We start from the raw sequence: 17,106 nt of genomic DNA, 5'->3' as shown, positions 1-17,106 counted from the left end.
TATAATGGGAAATTCACTTAATAAGCAAGAGATATTAATTACTAATGCTGGGAAAATAGCGAGGGTCTTATTCTTTGTCCTACTCTTTTTAGGAATAGTGAGCTGCTCAAATCAATCACCTAGTGTAGAAGCGCTAAAAGACGAAGATTTTAGTTTTAAGTATTATTCAGTAGAAATAAATGACAATGTAAATGTTGACTGGATTAGATTACTTCTAGGATCGGGTGAAAACTTTGAGGATAACCACAATGGCTTCATTAGTGGCGATAGTAACTCAAGAAGATGGCAGGTTGAATACCCAAACAGTGAAGATATTAAATTACGACTGGTGTATTTAACAAACATAAAAGAAACCTATCTAGTATTTGCCGACTTATACACTTTAGAGACACATAGAGGGATTAAGGCAGGGGATTCCTACGAAAGTGTAATAAATAAATATGGTGAGCCTCATTCGAGATCCAAGCCATATGAAGGCGTTGAAGCACTACGTTATACATACGGGGATAAATTTATTGATTTTGTAATTAATAATGAAAGCAAGGATGTTAAATACATATCCATTGATTACAATTCATATCGAGCCGATAAAGAACAGAAATTCGATGGAGAGTAACTCGAGGTATATACAATGACTGACATACAGTTACTAGAAAAACAGATGGAGCCTGTTATTCATAAGATTATTGTAGACTTGAAAATAGAAAAAACAATAGATTATTCGGCAATTAATAGTTTAAATGATCTATTAAGTGATTACAGAAAACAAATTAAAGATCAAACCCTATTACCTCGATCTTTCGTTGGAAAACTATTTTATTTGTTTAGCACAATGGTATTGCATGCCCACTATGTGAATTATAGAGGGGATATAATGACAGAGGTTTTTCGTTTGAGGGTTTACCTTTTAAGTGTCTTTGACGAGACCCAATTCAATAATAATTGAAGAATGTTAGGGCCCATCTAAATCTAAATACGGTGTAAAAAAAGCATCTACAGCTCTCACGAGTCGCAGATGCTTTTTCACGTCAGTATGGGTATCTGGGCGCATCGCTTAAACTTTCACCGTACGGCTTTTTAATGAGGCTGCATTATTTGCTATGTGTCGTGTGCCCACAAGAAAGGATAAACCAAAGGCAATCGCCAGCAATGCTGCTAAGGCTAAGAAAATGATATTTGAGTTGGATAGCTTGAGCAGTTGAAGCGAAAATAGGGGGCCAATGGATGCTCCACAGAACAAAACGAAGGAGTAAAGTGTAATGCCCGCTGATCGGTAAGGAACTGCTAATTGCCCAACCACTGAGATTAAGGAAGGGATTTGAAGTGAAACCCCGGCTACGAAAATGACACTAGCTCCAACTAATAAAGGTAAGCTTTGGACGGAAAAAATCCCTAGAAGCCCAACTATTGAGAGCAAAATTCCAGTTCTAAGTAAAGTAAACACACTCCATCTACGACTCAGGACACCTGCAAACGGAGAAAGCACCATCCCAATTACACCTGCTGCTCTAAAGGAAAAGAATTGATTGGAGGATAGTGTGTTGGGTGATTGGCTAAGATTGATGTTAAGTGCAGTATACATTCCGACGAAGCTAAGAAGAACGGTAAAAGTAATTGCGTAGCAAACGAGAAGCGCCCGGTTCTTTATTAGAGCATTAATCTGTTGATGCAAGGGTGCAGGCGCAGTTTGATTAAGCGTACTAAGTGCGTTGTCCTTATTATTCTGAATATATTTTCCAAGTAAAATGGATGAGAGTAAATAAACGGCCCCCAATCCGAAAAATACGATCCTCCAGCCAAAATGTTCTGCAATGAAGCCGCTGTAAAGCTGACCGACAATTCCTGCGATAAGAAAGCCGGTGCTGATGAAGCCGATCGCCGTTGTTCGGCGATCGGCTTGGAAGTTCGCAGCTACATAATTAAGCACGGACGGGGCGAACATAGATGCTGCAAGCCCTTGAGCGACGCGCAATGAGACAAACAGAGAGAAGCTGTTTGCAAAGCCTGCTAGTGAAGTCGTTATAGCTAATGCTAGAAGACCATATAGCATCATACGATGATGTCCAATACGTTCGGCTAACGGGCCCAATAACAGGAAACCCGCGGCATAGGCAATAGTGAACGAACTTCCAATCCAACCTGCGGAACCATTGCTGTTTTCCCATGCCTGTGCAATCGTTTGCGCGATTGGGATGGTAACATACACATTGGAAACGACAGTCAGGCTGCACCAAATCAGAATAACAAGTCCCTTTGCGTTCACTTATTTTGTTTCCGTTGCAGCTGCCCGGCTCTTGTTCAGGAAGTCAGGATCAGAAGCAACTACGCCGCCGTTCCCCCAGTTACCTAATTCAGTCTCCCGTAAAATGACCGTTATTTTATCCGTAGGAATTTGGAACAAATTATGAGTTGTATCAGTAAGCGCTGTGATCCATTGTTTCTTCTGTTCATCGCTAAAGCCTACCCAATGATCGACTTGAATAACTGGCATAGTCGGTTCTCTCCTTAGTAATTGTTTTATTTTTACGTTGGCGCCAACCTACCCAAATTGTAACAAATCTACAATCGTTGTCAATATGTTTATTTGTGTTGAGAGAAATATTCAAATCGCGTAAAATATTACTAAGAGCTTATACCGAGAAGAGGGGATTTACTTGAGCGAGCCAACGTCGGCAGACAATGTGTTAATGGATTTTGATTTGTTGAGAAAACTGATCGTAGGAATCGGCGAAGTCGCGGATATTAGCGGTGTTCCCCAACGTCAAATTCGCTATTGGGAAGACAAAGGGATTATACAATCAGTCAAGGAAGGCGAAGGCACGACTAGAAAATATGATTATTTGAATATTAAAAAGGTGTTACTTGTTAAAGATCTGCTCGATGACGGGTACACGCTGGATGCCGCCGCCCGCAAGGTGGAGGAACGTATGAAGACGATTAACGAGGTTTTTGCCCGGCTATCAGCACAAAATTCTACGCCATAATACAAGCAGCCACACAAACGATTACACCAAGAGCATCTCTCTGGGGTAATCGTTTTTGTTATTTCTGAAGGTACATCTTAATATCTTAAATAATGATTCATAGTTGAGGGGGAAGATATATGAATTGTTATTTTCATCCGGAAATGAGCTCGGAGGTTCAATGTAAGAGTTGTCGTAAAGAGCTTTGCGGTGAATGCCATGACCCCGAAATTCCTGGGTATTGCTTCTTCTGTTCTTTAGAATATAGAAACAATGAATTTGATAGATTGACAAATAAAAGTGAAAGTGAATTAAATGTACATAAAATAATAGGCTGGTATGAAATTATTGGAGGGATAGTGGGGTTACTCCTAATTATTTTTGGTGGTAAAAGAGAAGAAATATTGGACAACGCAGTGACTACCACTTATTTCATCCTTTTTATATTGTTATATTTGATTTCGATTTTAGCGGGTTTGCTATTATTGAAGGAAGACAAGATGGGGAAAAGGCTTTCGATATTTATTCAGTTTTTGCAGGCACCTCATTTTTTTGTAAGGGGAATATACTTCTCATTTGTGGCAGGAGCGCATTTGTCGGTTCAATTTTTTTATGGATGGATTTTTCAGATGAAGTTCGGTATTGTAAGTGAATTTCATCTTAAGACGGGATCCTTTTTTTATATACCATCGGTTGCAATAAACCTTATCCCAGTAATTATTATTTATTTGCTAATAAAGCCGCGAAAGGGTGCGGATTTATGAGGCTTTTACGACTAATTGGTGCTATTGAGGCAAGTATGGGGCAGAGTTGAGCGGAGGTGCCGACTAAATGGTGCAACCGAGGCAAGCAAGGGGTAGAGTTAAGCGGAGGTATCGACTAAGTGGGGCAGCTGAGGCAAGTATGGGGCAGAGTAAAGCGGAGGTACCGACTAAATGGTGCAACTGAGGCACGTATGGGAAGTAGTTAAGCGGTGCGGTCGACTAATTCTCGCCAGCGGGCTGATTGGCAACGAGATAAGCGGAAAGTTCGAATTGACACAATTGTCGTTTTCTATCAGAATTAACGGATAACAATTGATATGGAGTGATCCCAGTGCTGGACGCCTTCACTAAGAAGAAACTTGAAAAAGTGCTAGATAAATTTATTGATAGACAAATTCCAATACATCTTAGAGAAGAATTGATGATTAAATATAAGTTCAGAGGCGACACGTTAACACTAGTCCAAGATAGACCATCCTTCGTACCTGGGCATCGAGTGGAATTGCCAGTAGCACAATTCAGGTTTGAAGACAAACTATGGAAGGTTTATTGGAAAGACAGTAAGGATCGTTGGCATTTGGTTGAAGACATTGAGCCGGATGAGAATTTTGAAAAGCAATTAAAGATTGTGGAACTTGATAATAGAGGATTATTCTGGGGCTAAGTAAATGATAATCTTTAATCCTTATTGATAATAGTTCTCAATAAGAGTATTATAAAGATAATAATAGTGTAAAACAAACGACAGTGGAGGATAGAAAAATGAATGATTCGATACATGATGAATTTCATGATCACTATCCTCGGTATTTAAATATATTGAATGCGCTTGATGCTCCAATAATAGATCGAATTGAGATCCCCGAACTAATCGGTAGTGGGGCTATTACACGTACAAGGCTTCGTCCCGGAATGGAGCTAGTCATTGCAGATTGTCACCTAAATCAGAAACAGAAGATTCGCTTTCAATCCGATATCCCAATGATCGAATTGAGCTTCTGGATAAAAGGCAACAACGATGTTACTTTGTCTGGCAAGCCTCTTCATATCCGTGATAACCATTGCCAGCTTGCTTTCATGCAGCATTTGGATGCGGAGATGTATTATTCAGCTGGTGAGCCGATGCTAGCATGTGAAATTCGGCTGGAAGAATCGGTCTTTATTGATCTGATTGAGACATTAGGTGGAGATGCTAGTTTAGATATCAAGAGAATTCTGGCTAATGAACCAGTCCGAATTTATCAGCAAATGATTCAACCCACAGAGCAATTGCTTGTCCGACAATTGTTGAATTGTCCGTATGAGCCGCCTTTAAGGAAAATGTATATTGAGGGAAAAGCTCTGGAATTACTAGCGATTTATCTCCAAAAATGCTTGTTTGACAATGTTAGTTCAACCGCAAGACGCGGGAAGGGACTGCGCCGTACGGATTTAGATAAGATTCGCGCAGCTGCTGATATGCTTGTGGCTCGGATGGATCAGCCGCCTTCCTTGCTTGAATTATCCCAATTGGCCGAAATTAGTGATTTTAAGCTGAAAACAGGGTTTAAGGAGCTTTACGGTACGACGGTATTTGGTTATTTGCGCGACAAGCGAATGGAGCAGGCACTGCTTCTGCTGGAGACGGAGCGAGTTAGCGTATATGAGGCAGCCATTGCAACGGGCTATTCTAACCCGAGTCATTTCGCTTCCGTTTTCCGGGAGAAATATGGCGTCAACCCAGGGCAATGGGGAAAATGAGAGGAAAGAGATATAGAATTGAAGACTAAGAAGTAGCGGAAGCAGCCTAACAAAGGGCTGCTTTTTTCAACAAGCATGACGATGAAATGGACATAGCGGTTGGCGGCAGAGGTAGCCACTTGTCGGTATTGGAATCGGTTTGATCATCCAGCCTAGTCCATGTCACAAAATTGTTTTCCCTAGGGAAAGATTTTGTTGTATAGTAAACTATTTTGGTGTAGGATAACATTATAGCGAAAAAAACGGTTTTTTTTGAGCTAAATTGGTTGCATTGATGCAACAACTTTAGCCGAGGGAAAGAGGGTGTCGAATGGAAATAGCTTAACCGACAAGGAAATTAATAGAAGGCATATACATAGTTACTCTAGTACAATCATTACCCTTAAATAATAGGACGAGGAGAAATGAAACAATGAGATTCTCAACAAACATAAGATTCGGCAGCTCGGTTCAAAGGTTGTTTCTTACAATAGTATGTATAGGTTGCTTGGCCATCATGTCTGCATGTGGCACTAATAATGCCCCATCGGGTACTGAAGGAAAAATCAAAGTAACGACTACGATTGGAATGATATCCGATGTCGTAGAGCAAGTTGGTAGAGAGCACGTGGAAGTAACGGGACTTATGGGAGCAGGGGTAGACCCTCATTTGTACAAAGCGTCCCAAGGCGATATCAAAAAATTAGAGAAGGCAGAAATCATTTTTTATAATGGTCTGCATTTGGAAGGCAAAATGGTCGAAATTTTAGAGAAAATGGCCAAAAAGAAAACAACCGTTGCTGTATCAGACAACATCGACCGCGCTACGTTGAGAACCGGGGCTGAGAATGGAATGGATACCGAATACGATCCACACATTTGGTTTAATGTGAAGCACTGGATGAAGGCAACGGAATCCATTCGCGATACGCTCATCAAACAGGATCCAGATCATGCCGCAGATTACACAGAAAATGCCGAAGCCTACCTCAAGCTATTGCAGCAGCTTAATGATGAAGTTGCTGAGAAGGTCAAAACCATTCCGGAAAAAAGCCGCGTACTTGTGACGGCTCACGATGCATTTGGTTATTTCGGAGATACCTATGGTCTTAAAGTTATGGCGTTGCAAGGTATGAGCACAGCTTCTGAAGCTGGCACCAAGGATGTAACGGATTTGCGGGATTTTCTAGTCGAAAACAACATCAAAGCGGTATTTATCGAATCAAGTGTTCCTCGTAAAGCAATCGATGCCGTCATTCAGGGCGCCAAGCAAAAAGGGCATGAGTTGTTAATTGGCGGCGAGCTGTTCTCAGATGCCATGGGTGAAGCGGGAACAACGGAAGGTAGCTACATCGGAATGGTCCGCCACAACGTGGAAACGATCGTAAATGCTCTGACATAATAGACATTAGGAGATATAACTATGGAATCAAAACCTTTAACCATTCATAATATGTCGGTCGCCTATCAGAAAAAGCCGGTACTCCGAGACATTAGCTTTGAGGTGCCGGAAGGTAAACTAATTGGCATCGTTGGTCCAAACGGCGCAGGGAAATCAACATTGATTAAAGCTGCACTCGGGTTGATCCCCAGTCTGTCTGGCGAAGTATCCATCTATGGCAAACCATACGCGGAACAGCGTAAACTGGTCGGTTATGTTCCTCAGAGGGAATCCGTTGATTGGGATTTTCCGACGAATGCTCTTGATGTCGTAATGATGGGTCGTTATGGACACTTGGGTTGGTTTAAACGCCCGGGCAGCTCCGAAAAGAGAATCGCTATGGAATGTCTTGCGAAAGTCGGGATGTCGGATTTCGCTGATAGACAAATCAGTCAGCTTTCCGGGGGCCAGCAACAGCGAATCTTCCTTGCAAGAGCACTGGCTCAAGATGCGAAGCTATATTTTATGGATGAGCCCTTTGTCGGTGTCGATGCAGCCACGGAAAAAGCAATTATTACTCTACTTAATGAGTTAAAGATGCAAGGGAAAACGGTACTGGTTGTCCACCATGATCTAGCTACAGTCAAGGAATATTTCGATTGGCTCATGCTATTAAATGTAGAGATTGTTGCCTTTGGCCCTACGGAGCAAATTTTCACTGCGGACAAATTACAGCAAACGTACGGTGGGAAACTAACGATGCTCGATCGCGGTAACCAATCAAGCTTGATTATGAGCGGGAGCTGATGACGATGTTCGAGTGGTTAAAAGTATTTCAGGACCCCAATGTGCAATGGATTCTCTTCGGCTGCATGCTGCTCGGTGTGAGCAGTGGAGTGATAGGAAGCTTCGCCTATTTACGTAAACAGGCCTTGATGGGTGACGCCTTATCGCATGCCGCCCTTCCCGGTGTTTGTATCGCCTTCATGCTGAGCGGATCAAAATCAATTTTTTTCTTTCTGATTGGCGCAGCAGCCGCTGGTATTGTGGCAACCTTCGGTATTGGCTTTATTACACGTAACACAAGGATTAAACAGGACTCTGCCTTGGCCATTGTACTTTCAACATTTTTTGGCCTCGGTATCGTCTTGCTCACACAAATTCAACATAGTGGAAATGGAAATCAGAGCGGTCTGGATAAATTCCTATTCGGTCAGGCCGCTACCATGATGCTATCTGATGTCATCATCATAGCCGTTATTTCAATCGTTTTAATTAGTATTTGTGCACTATTATTTAAAGAGTTTAAGCTACTCAGCTTTGATCCTGGATTTGCCCGCGGTATCGGTTATCCCGTTGCTTTCTTAGATCAGCTGATTATGTTTCTAATCGTAGTTGCGGTAGTTGTGGGCATTCAGGCCGTGGGTGTTGTGTTAATGGCCGCCCTTCTAATTACTCCAGCCGTAACGGCAAGGTACTGGACGGAAAAGCTTGGTCTTATGGTCGTGCTTTCCGGACTATTTGGCGCCATTAGTGGGCTAGTAGGCACTTTTATTAGCGCGCATGGAAGGAATTTACCAACCGGTCCGCTAATCGTGCTTGTCGCAACCGCCATCTTCGTCATTACGGTCATAGCAGCGCCACGTCGAGGTGTGTTATCCAAAATGATGTTGCGTGCTTCTGTCCGCAAACAAGTGAGGCAAGAGCAAACTATGCTTCAATCGGATCGGAGGGAGAAAGCGCTATGAGTACATTTTGGATTATTTTAACCGGCGCACTTGTTGCAAGCACCTGCGGAATTGTGGGTTGTTTCCTCGTACTGAGGAAAATGGCGATGATTGGGGATGCGATAAGTCATTCTGTGCTACCGGGCATTGTGATCGCCTTTCTGATTAGCGGATCGAGGGGCTCCTTGTTTATGCTGCTCGGCGCAGCAGTGCTTGGACTAATTACGGTTTTTCTGATTCAACTGTTCCATCAAAGCGGCGTTCAATCAGATGCTTCGATAGGCGTCGTATTCACTGCGCTTTTTGCTGTTGGAGTCGTTCTAGTCAGTATATATACGAAACATATTGATCTAGATCTCGATTGTGTGCTCTATGGAGAGATCGCCTATGTGCCTTGGAATACAATCCATGTGGCGGGAATCGATATTGGACCAAAAGCGGTTTGGGGGGTTGGACTAGCGTTGCTCCTCAGCATTGTTGTTATTTCTGTTTTTTACAAGCAGTTTAAGCTGTGCTCTTTTGATCCAGCGATGGCTGCGGCAGTGGGAATTCCGGTGGCCCTATTTCACTACTTGCTTATGGGACTCGTTTCCGTCAGCACAGTTGCTTCTTTCGAAAGCGTTGGGGCGATTCTCGTTGTCGGTATGTTAGTTGTTCCCCCGGCTACAGCGTATTTGCTTACGGATAAATTAGGTCGGATGATCGCTTATAGTGTTGTGATTGGCTGCTGCAGCTCCATCATTGGATATTATGTAGCCTATTTACTGGATGCTTCAATTGCGGGAAGTATGATTAGTGTCGCTGGCGTTTTATTCTTAATTGCTCTATTCTTTTCACCGACGCAAGGCGTATTATTTCGCAAGTTCAAGCAGAGACAATTGATCTAGGGAAAGAACCGATCAGCTTTCAGAGAAGGCGCATGATTCCTATATCGTGCGCCTTCTTTTTGTTACGCAGAGAAAACAATTCACCTACACAGTATACCTATGAAAATGAAGCAGTTTGAGAGAAATCACCCTAAATAGGCAGATATTAACCGTACAGCAGCGGACTTTTCAAGTTGTAAATGATAATCTTTCTCATGTAGGATATTCATGTACGACTTGGAGGAAATAAAATGAGTGATTACAAGGTTACATTACAAGCCACGACGGCTTTTCCGCAAAAGAAAAGACGTTGGAAAACAAAGGATATTCTAGTTGCTGGTATGATCGCGGTAGTGTTCGCTTTTGTACAAATTGGTGCTACTTATGCGTTCATGGCTATGTCTTCGTCGGTAGGTCCGGCTTATGCCCGACTTCTGAACGGCTTCTGGTTTATGTCTGGATTCATGGCTCTGTCGATTATCCGTAAACCTGGCATCGGATTCGTAGCACAGGCGATTGCTGGTCTTGTGATGACACCGCTCACCCCATTTGGAATTATGATTTTAGTAGGGACGCTGCTTAATGGTTTACTTATTGAAATGGTATTTTTCCTTACTCGATACAAACGTTATACGTACGCTGTCATGATCATTGGAATGGGTGTACTCAGTCTCTTATATACGCTCTTTGAATATGGTCCTTCGGGCTATGGGGGTCTAGCTTTTCCCGTCCAGATCGGTATTCTTACTGCTAGTGTGATCAGTGGCGCAATAGGCGGTTGGTTATGCAAGAAGCTAACAGATTCACTTGTCAAAACAGGGATGCTGTCGGGATATTCTAATGCACAAGCCTAAATCAGCTGCGGAAGGAAAGCCCTGGATAATTGAATTGGAAAGCTTCTCGTTTACTTATCCAGGAGACGATAGCTTGTCGGACAACGGAATGAGCCTGCAGATTAAGGAAGGCGAGACTGTTCTGCTGCTCGGTCCCTCCGGTTCAGGGAAAAGCACACTAGCACTTGGCTTATGTGGTCTTATCCCACATGCAGTTGCAGGAAAGATGAGTGGTGTTGTACGCATAGCCGGTCTAGATACCAGGGAGACAGAGCCGGGCGAACTGGCAAGAGTAGTGGGTACAGTGTTCCAGTATCCAGATGCGCAGACGGTTATGATGACAGTTGAGGATGAGATTGCATTTGGACTGGAGAACATTGGTGTTCCCCGAGTAGAAATGGAAAAGCGCATAAGAGAAGCACTGAAGACAGTAGGGTTAACCGTGCAAGGAAATCAGCCTGTTGATCAGCTCTCTGGCGGTCAGAAGCAGCGGCTTACGCTGTCTTCTGTTCTCGCTATGGAGCCAGATGTGCTTGTGCTTGATGAACCGACGGCTAATTTAGATCCAGCGGGAACGGCAGAAGTATTTCATACACTTCGCCGATTGAAGGCGTCCGGACATTATACAATCGTGCTAATCGAGCACAAGCTGGATGATTTGGTCGACCTTGTGGATCGTGTCATTGTTATCGATAAGAATGGAGAGCTGGTATGCAGTGGAGCACCGGAATCCATTTTCTATGATTGGGCAGCTGAGCTGGAGAGCCTGGGGGTATGGTTTCCACAGGCGGTGGAAATAGCACGCAAGCTTCAACTAGCGGGCGTCCCCATTGAGAGCAAGGTGCTTTCGATGAAGCAGCTTGCTGAAGCACTGCGAGGTTTCGAGCATTCCCCGCGTGTTGGTGGAGAGTGGAATGATGCTCAGGAAAAGAGTCCTGATACTTCTGAGTTAGATGTTACCTCAACAGCTCTCCATTCCCATTCCTCACCGCCTTTGCTTGATATTCGACCTGTTGGACCTCCGGGACGAAGTGCTGGATGGCTACGGCCAATAGAGCTGCAAGTACGGAGAGGAGAGTTCTGGGCAATTGTCGGAGAAAATGGTGCAGGGAAAACGACGCTAGCACGCCATATTATAGGCTTACTGCCTGTACGTCCGGGAGTCATCTTTATTGATGGAAATGATGCAGCGGTTTATCCCGTCTATGAGCTTGCCCGTCGCATAGGTTTTGTTTTCCAAAACCCCGAGCATCAGTTCGTGACAGAACGGGTCTGGGATGAAATAGCTTTCAGCTTAAAGGGAATGGGATTACCTGAGGAGGAGATATCGACTCGAGTGAACCACTTGCTCGAGCGATTCGGATTAAAGGGTTATGCAGATGCACATCCATTCTGCCTGAGTCACGGCCAGAAATGACGATTAAGTGTGGCGGTCATGCTCACCAACGGGCAAGAGCTTCTTATACTCGATGAACCGACATTTGGACAGGACAGACGTCATGCTGTGGAGTTAATGGGAATGCTCAAAGAACTGCAGAACGAAGGCCGAACGATTCTTATGATTACACACGATATGACCTTAGTCGCTGAGTATGCAGATCATGCCGCTGTTCTATCCGGTGGAGAGCTGCTTGCAACTGGAACAGTTAATCAGCTCTTTACAGATCATGAGCTTATGCACAAAGCAGGATTGAAGCCTCCTCCTGTTGCGATACTATCCCATCTTCTTATTGATGAAAGCTCTCTTAGGAACGACTTTCCGATATTCACAGCGGAAGGGTGGGTGCGGCATTGGCTGAAAGCATCAGCTGCATTTAGAGAAGGAGTGCATTACTGATGACAGGGTTGTACAATTGGCGCGATTCGGCGCTGCACCGGTTGAATCCGTTAATTAAACTGGTCGCCGTCTTGCCGGCGATTCTTTTTTTGACGCTTGTCACTGATCCATGGATACCGATGGCCCTTGCCATTGCCAATAGCATTGCAATTATGTGGCTTGGCCGCATTTCACCCCTGCAATTTATGCGTAGCAGCATCCCGATGCTGTTTATTGCCTGTGGGATATTGCTTTCTTATTCATTACTTGCAAGCTCCCGCGTGACAGATGGCTCTGTCGTTTGGTTTACATTAGGACCGGTCACGGTGTATAAAGCGGGTGTTCTTTATGGCGCGGCTACTGCACTACGTCTATACGCGATGTTCGGCGTAACGCTTATGTTTGTTATGACGACGGAACCAGCAGACTTCATCCGTGCGATGATTCAGCAGTGGAAGCTGAACGAGCAATTTGGCTATGGAACCTTGGCTGTATTTCGGTTTATTCCCGATTTGCGACGTGAGCTGGAAGCGGTGAAGGCAGCCCATAGGGTACGCGGAATGAGTGGTCGAGGCTCCAAAGGTAAGTTTTCTGAGCGGCTGCGCAGGTATATGATTCCGCTTCTGGCTGCTGCCATTCGAAGAGCTGAACGAACGTCTTATGCGATGGATGCAAGAGGATTTGGTTCTTCTACCATTCGTACCTATTACAGACACTATTCCTTTGGTACGCGTGATTGGGTCTTTTTGGCCAGCTACTGGTTGATGACCTTGGCTATTATTGCCGTAATTGAGCGATTTGGCGGGATGGGGACGCTCTCGTTCTTAAAATTATTCAATTGAGGTAGGTGGAGAAGGAATTGGACATCGCAGATGTGATTCGAGATCGAAGAACAATTCGACAGTTCAGCGAAAGACAGTTGACGACTGATACAATCCTTGAGCTTTTGGAGGTAGCCAAATGGGCGCCTACCCATGGGCTTCGTGAGCCGTGGAGATTTATTTGTGCCGCAGATGAGAAAGCAAAGGAAAAGCTGTCTGACCGAATCATTGGAGCCCTTGAAGAATTCAATCGGTATAAGTGGCTGCCTGGGAAGATCAAGGAGATGTACAAGAAGAAGCTCATGCAAATTCCGGTTATTTTATTCGTCGTTGTGAAGGAGGAGAAAGGCAAGCTGAAGCGCGAGGAAGATTTTGCAGCGAGCTGCGCGTTAATCCAGAATTTACAGCTGTACGGATGGGAAAAGGGGATCGGAATGATCTGGTCGATAGAGGATACACTGTGCGGCAATCGAACATTTTGCGACAGCATTGGGATTCAGAAGGATGAGCGCATCGCAGGTATGCTGTACATGGGCTATTATGACCGGGTTCCTAAAGCAAAGCAGCGCACCTCAGCAGAACGGAAGATGACGTGGCTATGAATTGGCTTTATATACAGGGTGGAGAAAAGGAGGGAAATAAGTGACTCAAAAAAAAGGAATAGCAAGATTACTCGAAATGACTGGAGAAAAACGAGGGCTGCTGATCGTCTCCGGCTTGCTTTCTTCGCTGAGTGCGGTCTTCATGCTGGTACCATACGCTTCGGTCTATTTTATATTAAAGGAACTACTGGAGCACGCGTCTAATCCTTCCTCAGCCGATGGTGATTTCATGATTCGCTGGGGTGTCATTGCCTTGATTGGTCTACTAGCGAGCTTGGTTACGATGTATGCAGGAGGAATGGCTTCTCATATTGCTGCTTTCCGAATTTTGTACGGCTTGCGTGTGCGACTGACGACTCATATTGGTCGATTGCCGCTCGGTTGGCTGAATGGCAAATCAACTGGATCCGTAAAGAAAACTTTAGAACAAAATGTGGAAAAGGTAGAAACGTTCGTGGCCCACCAGCTTCCCGATTTGGTGCAGGTTATCGTTACGACTATTGTAACGATTGCTGTCATGTTCTACTTAAACGTGTGGTTGGCGGTTGCTTGCGTATTACCTATTCTAGTTGGCTTAAGTGTTCAGATGCTGCTACTGAAAGGCTCGAATACCCAATATAACGTTAAGGGGTATTATGATGCTTTGGATCGAATGAGCGGATCAGCTGTTCAGTACATAAGAGGAATGCCGGCTATTAAAGTGTTCGGGCAGACTGTACATTCATTCCGTAAATTTTATGCAGACATGATCCATTACCGGGATTTTTGCGTGAAATATACGGACCAATTCCAGAATGGGTACTTGATCTTTAAGGTTATTCTCGGCTCGTTTGCTGCGTTCATTCTTCCTGTTGGAGTCTTTCTCCTTAGTCGTGATTCGGGGAGCGTAGCTTTTGCTTCTGTGCTTTTATTTTTTCTCATTATGGCACCTGGTGTTTCGGCTCCAATGTTCAAAATAATGTCGCTTACTTCAACGCTTCGGGATATAGGCGAAGGTGTTAACCGCATGGATAGCATATTTGCTGAAAAGCCGATACCAGAGCCAGTAAACGCCAAAAAACCAGCTACATTTAATATTCGTTTCGACAATGTTTCGTTCTCGTACGATTCAGCCCAGAAGGAGACAAGCAGTGAAGCGCTCTCGAATGTGACCTTCACAGCTTATCAGGGACAAGTGACGGCATTGGTGGGTCCATCGGGCGCTGGAAAATCAACGGTAGCGAACTTGGTTCCGCGTTTCTGGGATGTGAAGGAGGGGGCGGTTTCCATCGGAGGTGTCGATATACGAGAAATGGCAACGCCGGATCTGATGGATACTGTTGCTTTCGTGTTTCAAGAGACATTCCTTTTCTACGATACGGTGTTTAACAACATCGCTGTTGGGCGTCCAGATGTGAGACCGGAGGAAGTGTATGCTGCGGCAAAGGCTGCACAGTGCCATGATTTTATTAGCAGGCTGGATCAAGGGTATGAAACGCTCATTGGTGAAGGGGGCGTGCATCTGTCTGGTGGCGAGGAGCAGCGAGTTGCTGTGGCAAGGGCCATTCTGAAAAATGCCCCGATACTTGTGTTAGATGAAGCGACTGCTTTCGCCGATCCCGAGAATGAATATGAGATGCAACTTGCATTGAAACAGCTAACGAAAGGGAAGACGGTCATTGTCATTGCACATCGGCTTTCTTCTATTAAGGATGCAGATCAAATCATTGTGTTAAATGAGGGTAGCCTCTTCGAGCAGGGGAAACATGGCGATCTTGTTGCCGCAAATGGTTTGTATGCAAAAATGTGGCGTGCTTACACAGGCGCAGATAGATGGGAAATGGGTGAGGAAGGGGAGTTGGAACTTGGCAACAAACATGCTACAGCATATAACGGCGGGTAACCCGCGAGCATTGGTTAAGCCCGTGTTCTATACGACTATTGCTAATCTAGTAGGACTTCTACCCTTTGTGCTGCTAGTTGAAGCTATTCGTCTCATCTTCGTACCTTTCGTAAATCCAGGCACGCTAATAGATTTAACCCGTTTGTGGTGGGGGTGTGGAGCGATGGGCGTTGCGGTTCTACTTCTATTTGTAGCTGAGATTCCAGCATATCGGACCCAATTTCGCGGTGCTTCAAGTGCAGCAGCAGAGGGAAGATCTCGACTGGCCGAGCATTTACGAAAGCTTTCACTCGGCTTCTTAAATAAGCGCGATCCTGGTGATCTGGCTAATATGATGATGGGCGATTACACGATGGTTGAGCATGGCATATCCCATCTTGTTCCCCAAATGTTCGGTGCGTTGATTATGCCAGTCCTCGCTCTAGCGGGTCTATCCTTTCTTGATTGGCGTATGGCCGCTGCTTTATTCGCAGCATTTCCAATTGCCATTGTCCTTGTATTACTGACCTCGGGCATTCAACGTAAGCTCGGAGCCAGTCACATGAGGGCTAAAATCGATGCTGGCAATCGTCTGCAGGAGTTTTTGCACGGTATTCGTGTCATTAAAGCATATAACCTGACGGGTGAGCGGTTCGTTCGATTAGAGCAATCATTCAAGCAATTAATGAGGCACAGTATTCGTATTGAGGGAATGCTTGGTCCGATTATCCTTAGCGCAATTGCTTTTATCCGAGCAGGGCTTACTCTAATGGTCGTTGTCGGTGTGAATTTGGTGCTGGGGGGTAGTCTGGATTTGCTCACGTTCGTCACCTTTCTCATTATCGGAACCCGGATTTTTGACCCAATGACAACAGCGTTAGTTAGCTATGCAGAGTTTCGTTATCACGAGCAAGCCGGCGAGCGTATTGTGGACTTGCTTAAGGAGCCTATCATGCCGGGGGAACAAGAGCCTCCTAACAATAGCAAGCTCGAGCTGCATCAGGTTACGTTCGGTTATCTTGAAAAGGCAGTGCTGAAGGATGTAAGCATAAGCTTTGAAAATGACGCATTTACAGCGTTAGTAGGTCCTTCAGGGAGCGGGAAGAGTACAATTTTACGTCTGCTTGCTCGATTTTACGACCCTAACGAGGGGACGGTAAGAATGGGTGGAGAAGATATAAGCAAAATGGATCCAGAGGCTTTACTGCGCAAGGTCTCTATGGTGTTTCAGGATGTATATCTTTTCCAGGACACGATTGCTAACAATATTCGATTTGGAAATATAGACGCTTCACAGCAGATGATAGAGGATGCAGCGAAACAGGCCTGCTGCCACGAATTCATTATAAAGCTGCCTAATGGCTATGATACGTTGGTCGGTGAAGGCGGCAGCACACTATCGGGCGGTGAGAAGCAGCGAATTTCCATTGCTAGAGCAATGCTTAAAGATGCCCCGATTGTTATGCTCGATGAGGCGACGGCTTCTTTGGACCCTGAGAATGAAGAGGAAATTCAGAAAGCCATTAACCGACTCATTCGGGGGAAAACAGTCATAGCGATCGCCCACCGGTTGAAAACAATTCAAAAAGCCAATCGTATTATCGTCCTTAACGAGGGACAGATCGTCGAGCAAGGACGTCATGGTGAGCTACTGGCACTTGGTGGCCTATATGCTCGGATGTGGTCGTTGCAGCAGGAAACTAGCGGATGGGGAATATCTAGTAAGCAAGGGTAGATGGGGAGAGTGTTGCTG

The 17,106-nt window shown here is 44.8% G+C and carries 18 protein-coding genes; 16 read left to right on the top strand and 2 right to left on the bottom strand.

Annotated features, from left to right (window positions below; genetic code table 11):
• Positions 1–4 precede the first annotated feature (4 nt).
• Positions 5–616: a hypothetical protein gene (locus tag KCTCHS21_RS18225; protein WP_130611456.1), complete on the top strand. Its 612-nt coding sequence runs from the start codon at positions 5–7 to the stop codon at positions 614–616.
• 438 nt (positions 617–1,054) lie between these two features.
• Here the strand turns inward: KCTCHS21_RS18225 and KCTCHS21_RS18220 are convergent, their stop codons facing one another.
• Together KCTCHS21_RS18220 and KCTCHS21_RS18215 are read right to left on the bottom strand one after the other, a co-directional pair.
• Positions 1,055–2,263: an MFS transporter gene (locus KCTCHS21_RS18220; protein WP_130611453.1), complete on the bottom strand. Its 1,209-nt coding sequence runs from the start codon at positions 2,261–2,263 to the stop codon at positions 1,055–1,057.
• Positions 2,264–2,491, bottom strand: coding sequence for a tautomerase family protein (locus tag KCTCHS21_RS18215; protein ID WP_130611451.1), 228 nt, complete (start codon positions 2,489–2,491; stop codon positions 2,264–2,266).
• 163 nt (positions 2,492–2,654) lie between these two features.
• On the opposite strand from KCTCHS21_RS18215, the gene KCTCHS21_RS18210 reads away from it, so the two are divergent.
• The 15 genes from KCTCHS21_RS18210 to KCTCHS21_RS18145 all read left to right on the top strand — a co-directional run bounded on the left by KCTCHS21_RS18210 (position 2,655) and on the right by KCTCHS21_RS18145 (position 17,088).
• On the top strand, positions 2,655–2,984 hold the full coding sequence (locus KCTCHS21_RS18210) for a MerR family transcriptional regulator (protein ID WP_232057877.1): 330 nt from the start codon (positions 2,655–2,657) through the stop codon (positions 2,982–2,984).
• A 119-nt stretch (positions 2,985–3,103) separates the two neighbouring features.
• Entirely contained in the window at positions 3,104–3,727 is a 624-nt protein-coding gene (locus tag KCTCHS21_RS18205; RefSeq protein ID WP_130611448.1) for a hypothetical protein, read from the top strand.
• 331 nt (positions 3,728–4,058) lie between these two features.
• Positions 4,059–4,391, top strand: coding sequence for a DUF3024 domain-containing protein (locus KCTCHS21_RS18200; RefSeq protein WP_232057876.1), 333 nt, complete (start codon positions 4,059–4,061; stop codon positions 4,389–4,391).
• Positions 4,392–4,489: 98 nt separating this feature from the next.
• Positions 4,490–5,467, top strand: a complete 978-nt coding sequence (locus tag KCTCHS21_RS18195) for a helix-turn-helix transcriptional regulator (protein ID WP_130611442.1) — start codon at positions 4,490–4,492, stop codon at positions 5,465–5,467.
• A 412-nt stretch (positions 5,468–5,879) separates the two neighbouring features.
• Entirely contained in the window at positions 5,880–6,848 is a 969-nt protein-coding gene (locus KCTCHS21_RS18190; protein WP_130611439.1) for a metal ABC transporter solute-binding protein, Zn/Mn family, read from the top strand.
• Positions 6,849–6,869: 21 nt separating this feature from the next.
• Positions 6,870–7,634, top strand: coding sequence for a metal ABC transporter ATP-binding protein (locus KCTCHS21_RS18185; protein ID WP_130611436.1), 765 nt, complete (start codon positions 6,870–6,872; stop codon positions 7,632–7,634).
• Between the two features lie 5 nt (positions 7,635–7,639).
• Positions 7,640–8,575: a metal ABC transporter permease gene (locus KCTCHS21_RS18180; RefSeq protein WP_130611433.1), complete on the top strand. Its 936-nt coding sequence runs from the start codon at positions 7,640–7,642 to the stop codon at positions 8,573–8,575.
• Positions 8,572–9,441 carry a metal ABC transporter permease gene (locus KCTCHS21_RS18175; protein WP_130611430.1) on the top strand — a complete coding sequence of 290 codons (870 nt, stop codon included), beginning with the start codon at positions 8,572–8,574 and terminating at the stop codon, positions 9,439–9,441. The genes KCTCHS21_RS18180 and KCTCHS21_RS18175 overlap by 4 nt, the downstream gene beginning before the upstream one ends.
• A 230-nt stretch (positions 9,442–9,671) precedes the next feature.
• Positions 9,672–10,274 (top strand): ECF transporter S component, encoded by a 603-nt coding sequence (locus tag KCTCHS21_RS18170; RefSeq protein ID WP_130611427.1) that lies wholly within the window; start codon positions 9,672–9,674, stop codon positions 10,272–10,274.
• Positions 10,261–11,670, top strand: a complete 1,410-nt coding sequence (locus KCTCHS21_RS18165; protein WP_232057875.1) for an ABC transporter ATP-binding protein — start codon at positions 10,261–10,263, stop codon at positions 11,668–11,670. Before KCTCHS21_RS18170 ends, KCTCHS21_RS18165 begins: the two co-directional genes overlap by 14 nt.
• 18 nt (positions 11,671–11,688) lie before the next feature.
• Positions 11,689–12,090 carry an ATP-binding cassette domain-containing protein gene (locus KCTCHS21_RS31740; protein WP_232057874.1) on the top strand — a complete coding sequence of 134 codons (402 nt, stop codon included), beginning with the start codon at positions 11,689–11,691 and terminating at the stop codon, positions 12,088–12,090.
• Positions 12,090–12,911, top strand: a complete 822-nt coding sequence (locus KCTCHS21_RS18160; RefSeq protein WP_130611424.1) for an energy-coupling factor transporter transmembrane component T family protein — start codon at positions 12,090–12,092, stop codon at positions 12,909–12,911. Before KCTCHS21_RS31740 ends, KCTCHS21_RS18160 begins: the two co-directional genes overlap by 1 nt.
• A 5-nt stretch (positions 12,912–12,916) precedes the next feature.
• Positions 12,917–13,492, top strand: coding sequence for a nitroreductase family protein (locus tag KCTCHS21_RS18155; protein ID WP_130611422.1), 576 nt, complete (start codon positions 12,917–12,919; stop codon positions 13,490–13,492).
• Between the two features lie 40 nt (positions 13,493–13,532).
• Positions 13,533–15,374, top strand: coding sequence for an ABC transporter ATP-binding protein (locus KCTCHS21_RS18150; RefSeq protein WP_130611419.1), 1,842 nt, complete (start codon positions 13,533–13,535; stop codon positions 15,372–15,374).
• Entirely contained in the window at positions 15,349–17,088 is a 1,740-nt protein-coding gene (locus KCTCHS21_RS18145; protein WP_179952701.1) for an ABC transporter ATP-binding protein, read from the top strand. Before KCTCHS21_RS18150 ends, KCTCHS21_RS18145 begins: the two co-directional genes overlap by 26 nt.
• Positions 17,089–17,106 lie beyond the last annotated feature (18 nt).

It is taken from the genome of Cohnella abietis, from assembly GCF_004295585.1.
GTDB classification, from domain to species: Bacteria; Bacillota; Bacilli; order Paenibacillales; family Paenibacillaceae; genus Cohnella; species Cohnella abietis.
The sequence above is the reverse complement of the archived record's forward strand: the minus strand, read 5'-3'. Positions and strand labels throughout refer to the sequence as shown.

Excerpts from the sequence above, each read along its gene's own strand:
- KCTCHS21_RS18215 (WP_130611451.1), bottom strand. The coding sequence starts at position 2,491 with ATGCCAGTTATTCAAGTCGATCATTGGGTAGGCTTTAGCGATGAACAG.
- KCTCHS21_RS18145 (WP_179952701.1), top strand. The coding sequence starts at position 15,349 with ATGCTACAGCATATAACGGCGGGTAACCCGCGAGCATTGGTTAAGCCC.
- KCTCHS21_RS18165 (WP_232057875.1), top strand. The coding sequence starts at position 10,261 with ATGCACAAGCCTAAATCAGCTGCGGAAGGAAAGCCCTGGATAATTGAA.
- KCTCHS21_RS18170 (WP_130611427.1), top strand. The coding sequence starts at position 9,672 with ATGAGTGATTACAAGGTTACATTACAAGCCACGACGGCTTTTCCGCAA.
- KCTCHS21_RS18225 (WP_130611456.1), top strand. The coding sequence starts at position 5 with ATGGGAAATTCACTTAATAAGCAAGAGATATTAATTACTAATGCTGGG.
- KCTCHS21_RS18160 (WP_130611424.1), top strand. The coding sequence starts at position 12,090 with ATGACAGGGTTGTACAATTGGCGCGATTCGGCGCTGCACCGGTTGAAT.
- KCTCHS21_RS31740 (WP_232057874.1), top strand. The coding sequence starts at position 11,689 with ATGCTCACCAACGGGCAAGAGCTTCTTATACTCGATGAACCGACATTT.
- KCTCHS21_RS18205 (WP_130611448.1), top strand. The coding sequence starts at position 3,104 with ATGAATTGTTATTTTCATCCGGAAATGAGCTCGGAGGTTCAATGTAAG.
- KCTCHS21_RS18175 (WP_130611430.1), top strand. The coding sequence starts at position 8,572 with ATGAGTACATTTTGGATTATTTTAACCGGCGCACTTGTTGCAAGCACC.
- KCTCHS21_RS18195 (WP_130611442.1), top strand. The coding sequence starts at position 4,490 with ATGAATGATTCGATACATGATGAATTTCATGATCACTATCCTCGGTAT.
- KCTCHS21_RS18190 (WP_130611439.1), top strand. The coding sequence starts at position 5,880 with ATGAGATTCTCAACAAACATAAGATTCGGCAGCTCGGTTCAAAGGTTG.
- KCTCHS21_RS18180 (WP_130611433.1), top strand. The coding sequence starts at position 7,640 with ATGTTCGAGTGGTTAAAAGTATTTCAGGACCCCAATGTGCAATGGATT.
- KCTCHS21_RS18185 (WP_130611436.1), top strand. The coding sequence starts at position 6,870 with ATGGAATCAAAACCTTTAACCATTCATAATATGTCGGTCGCCTATCAG.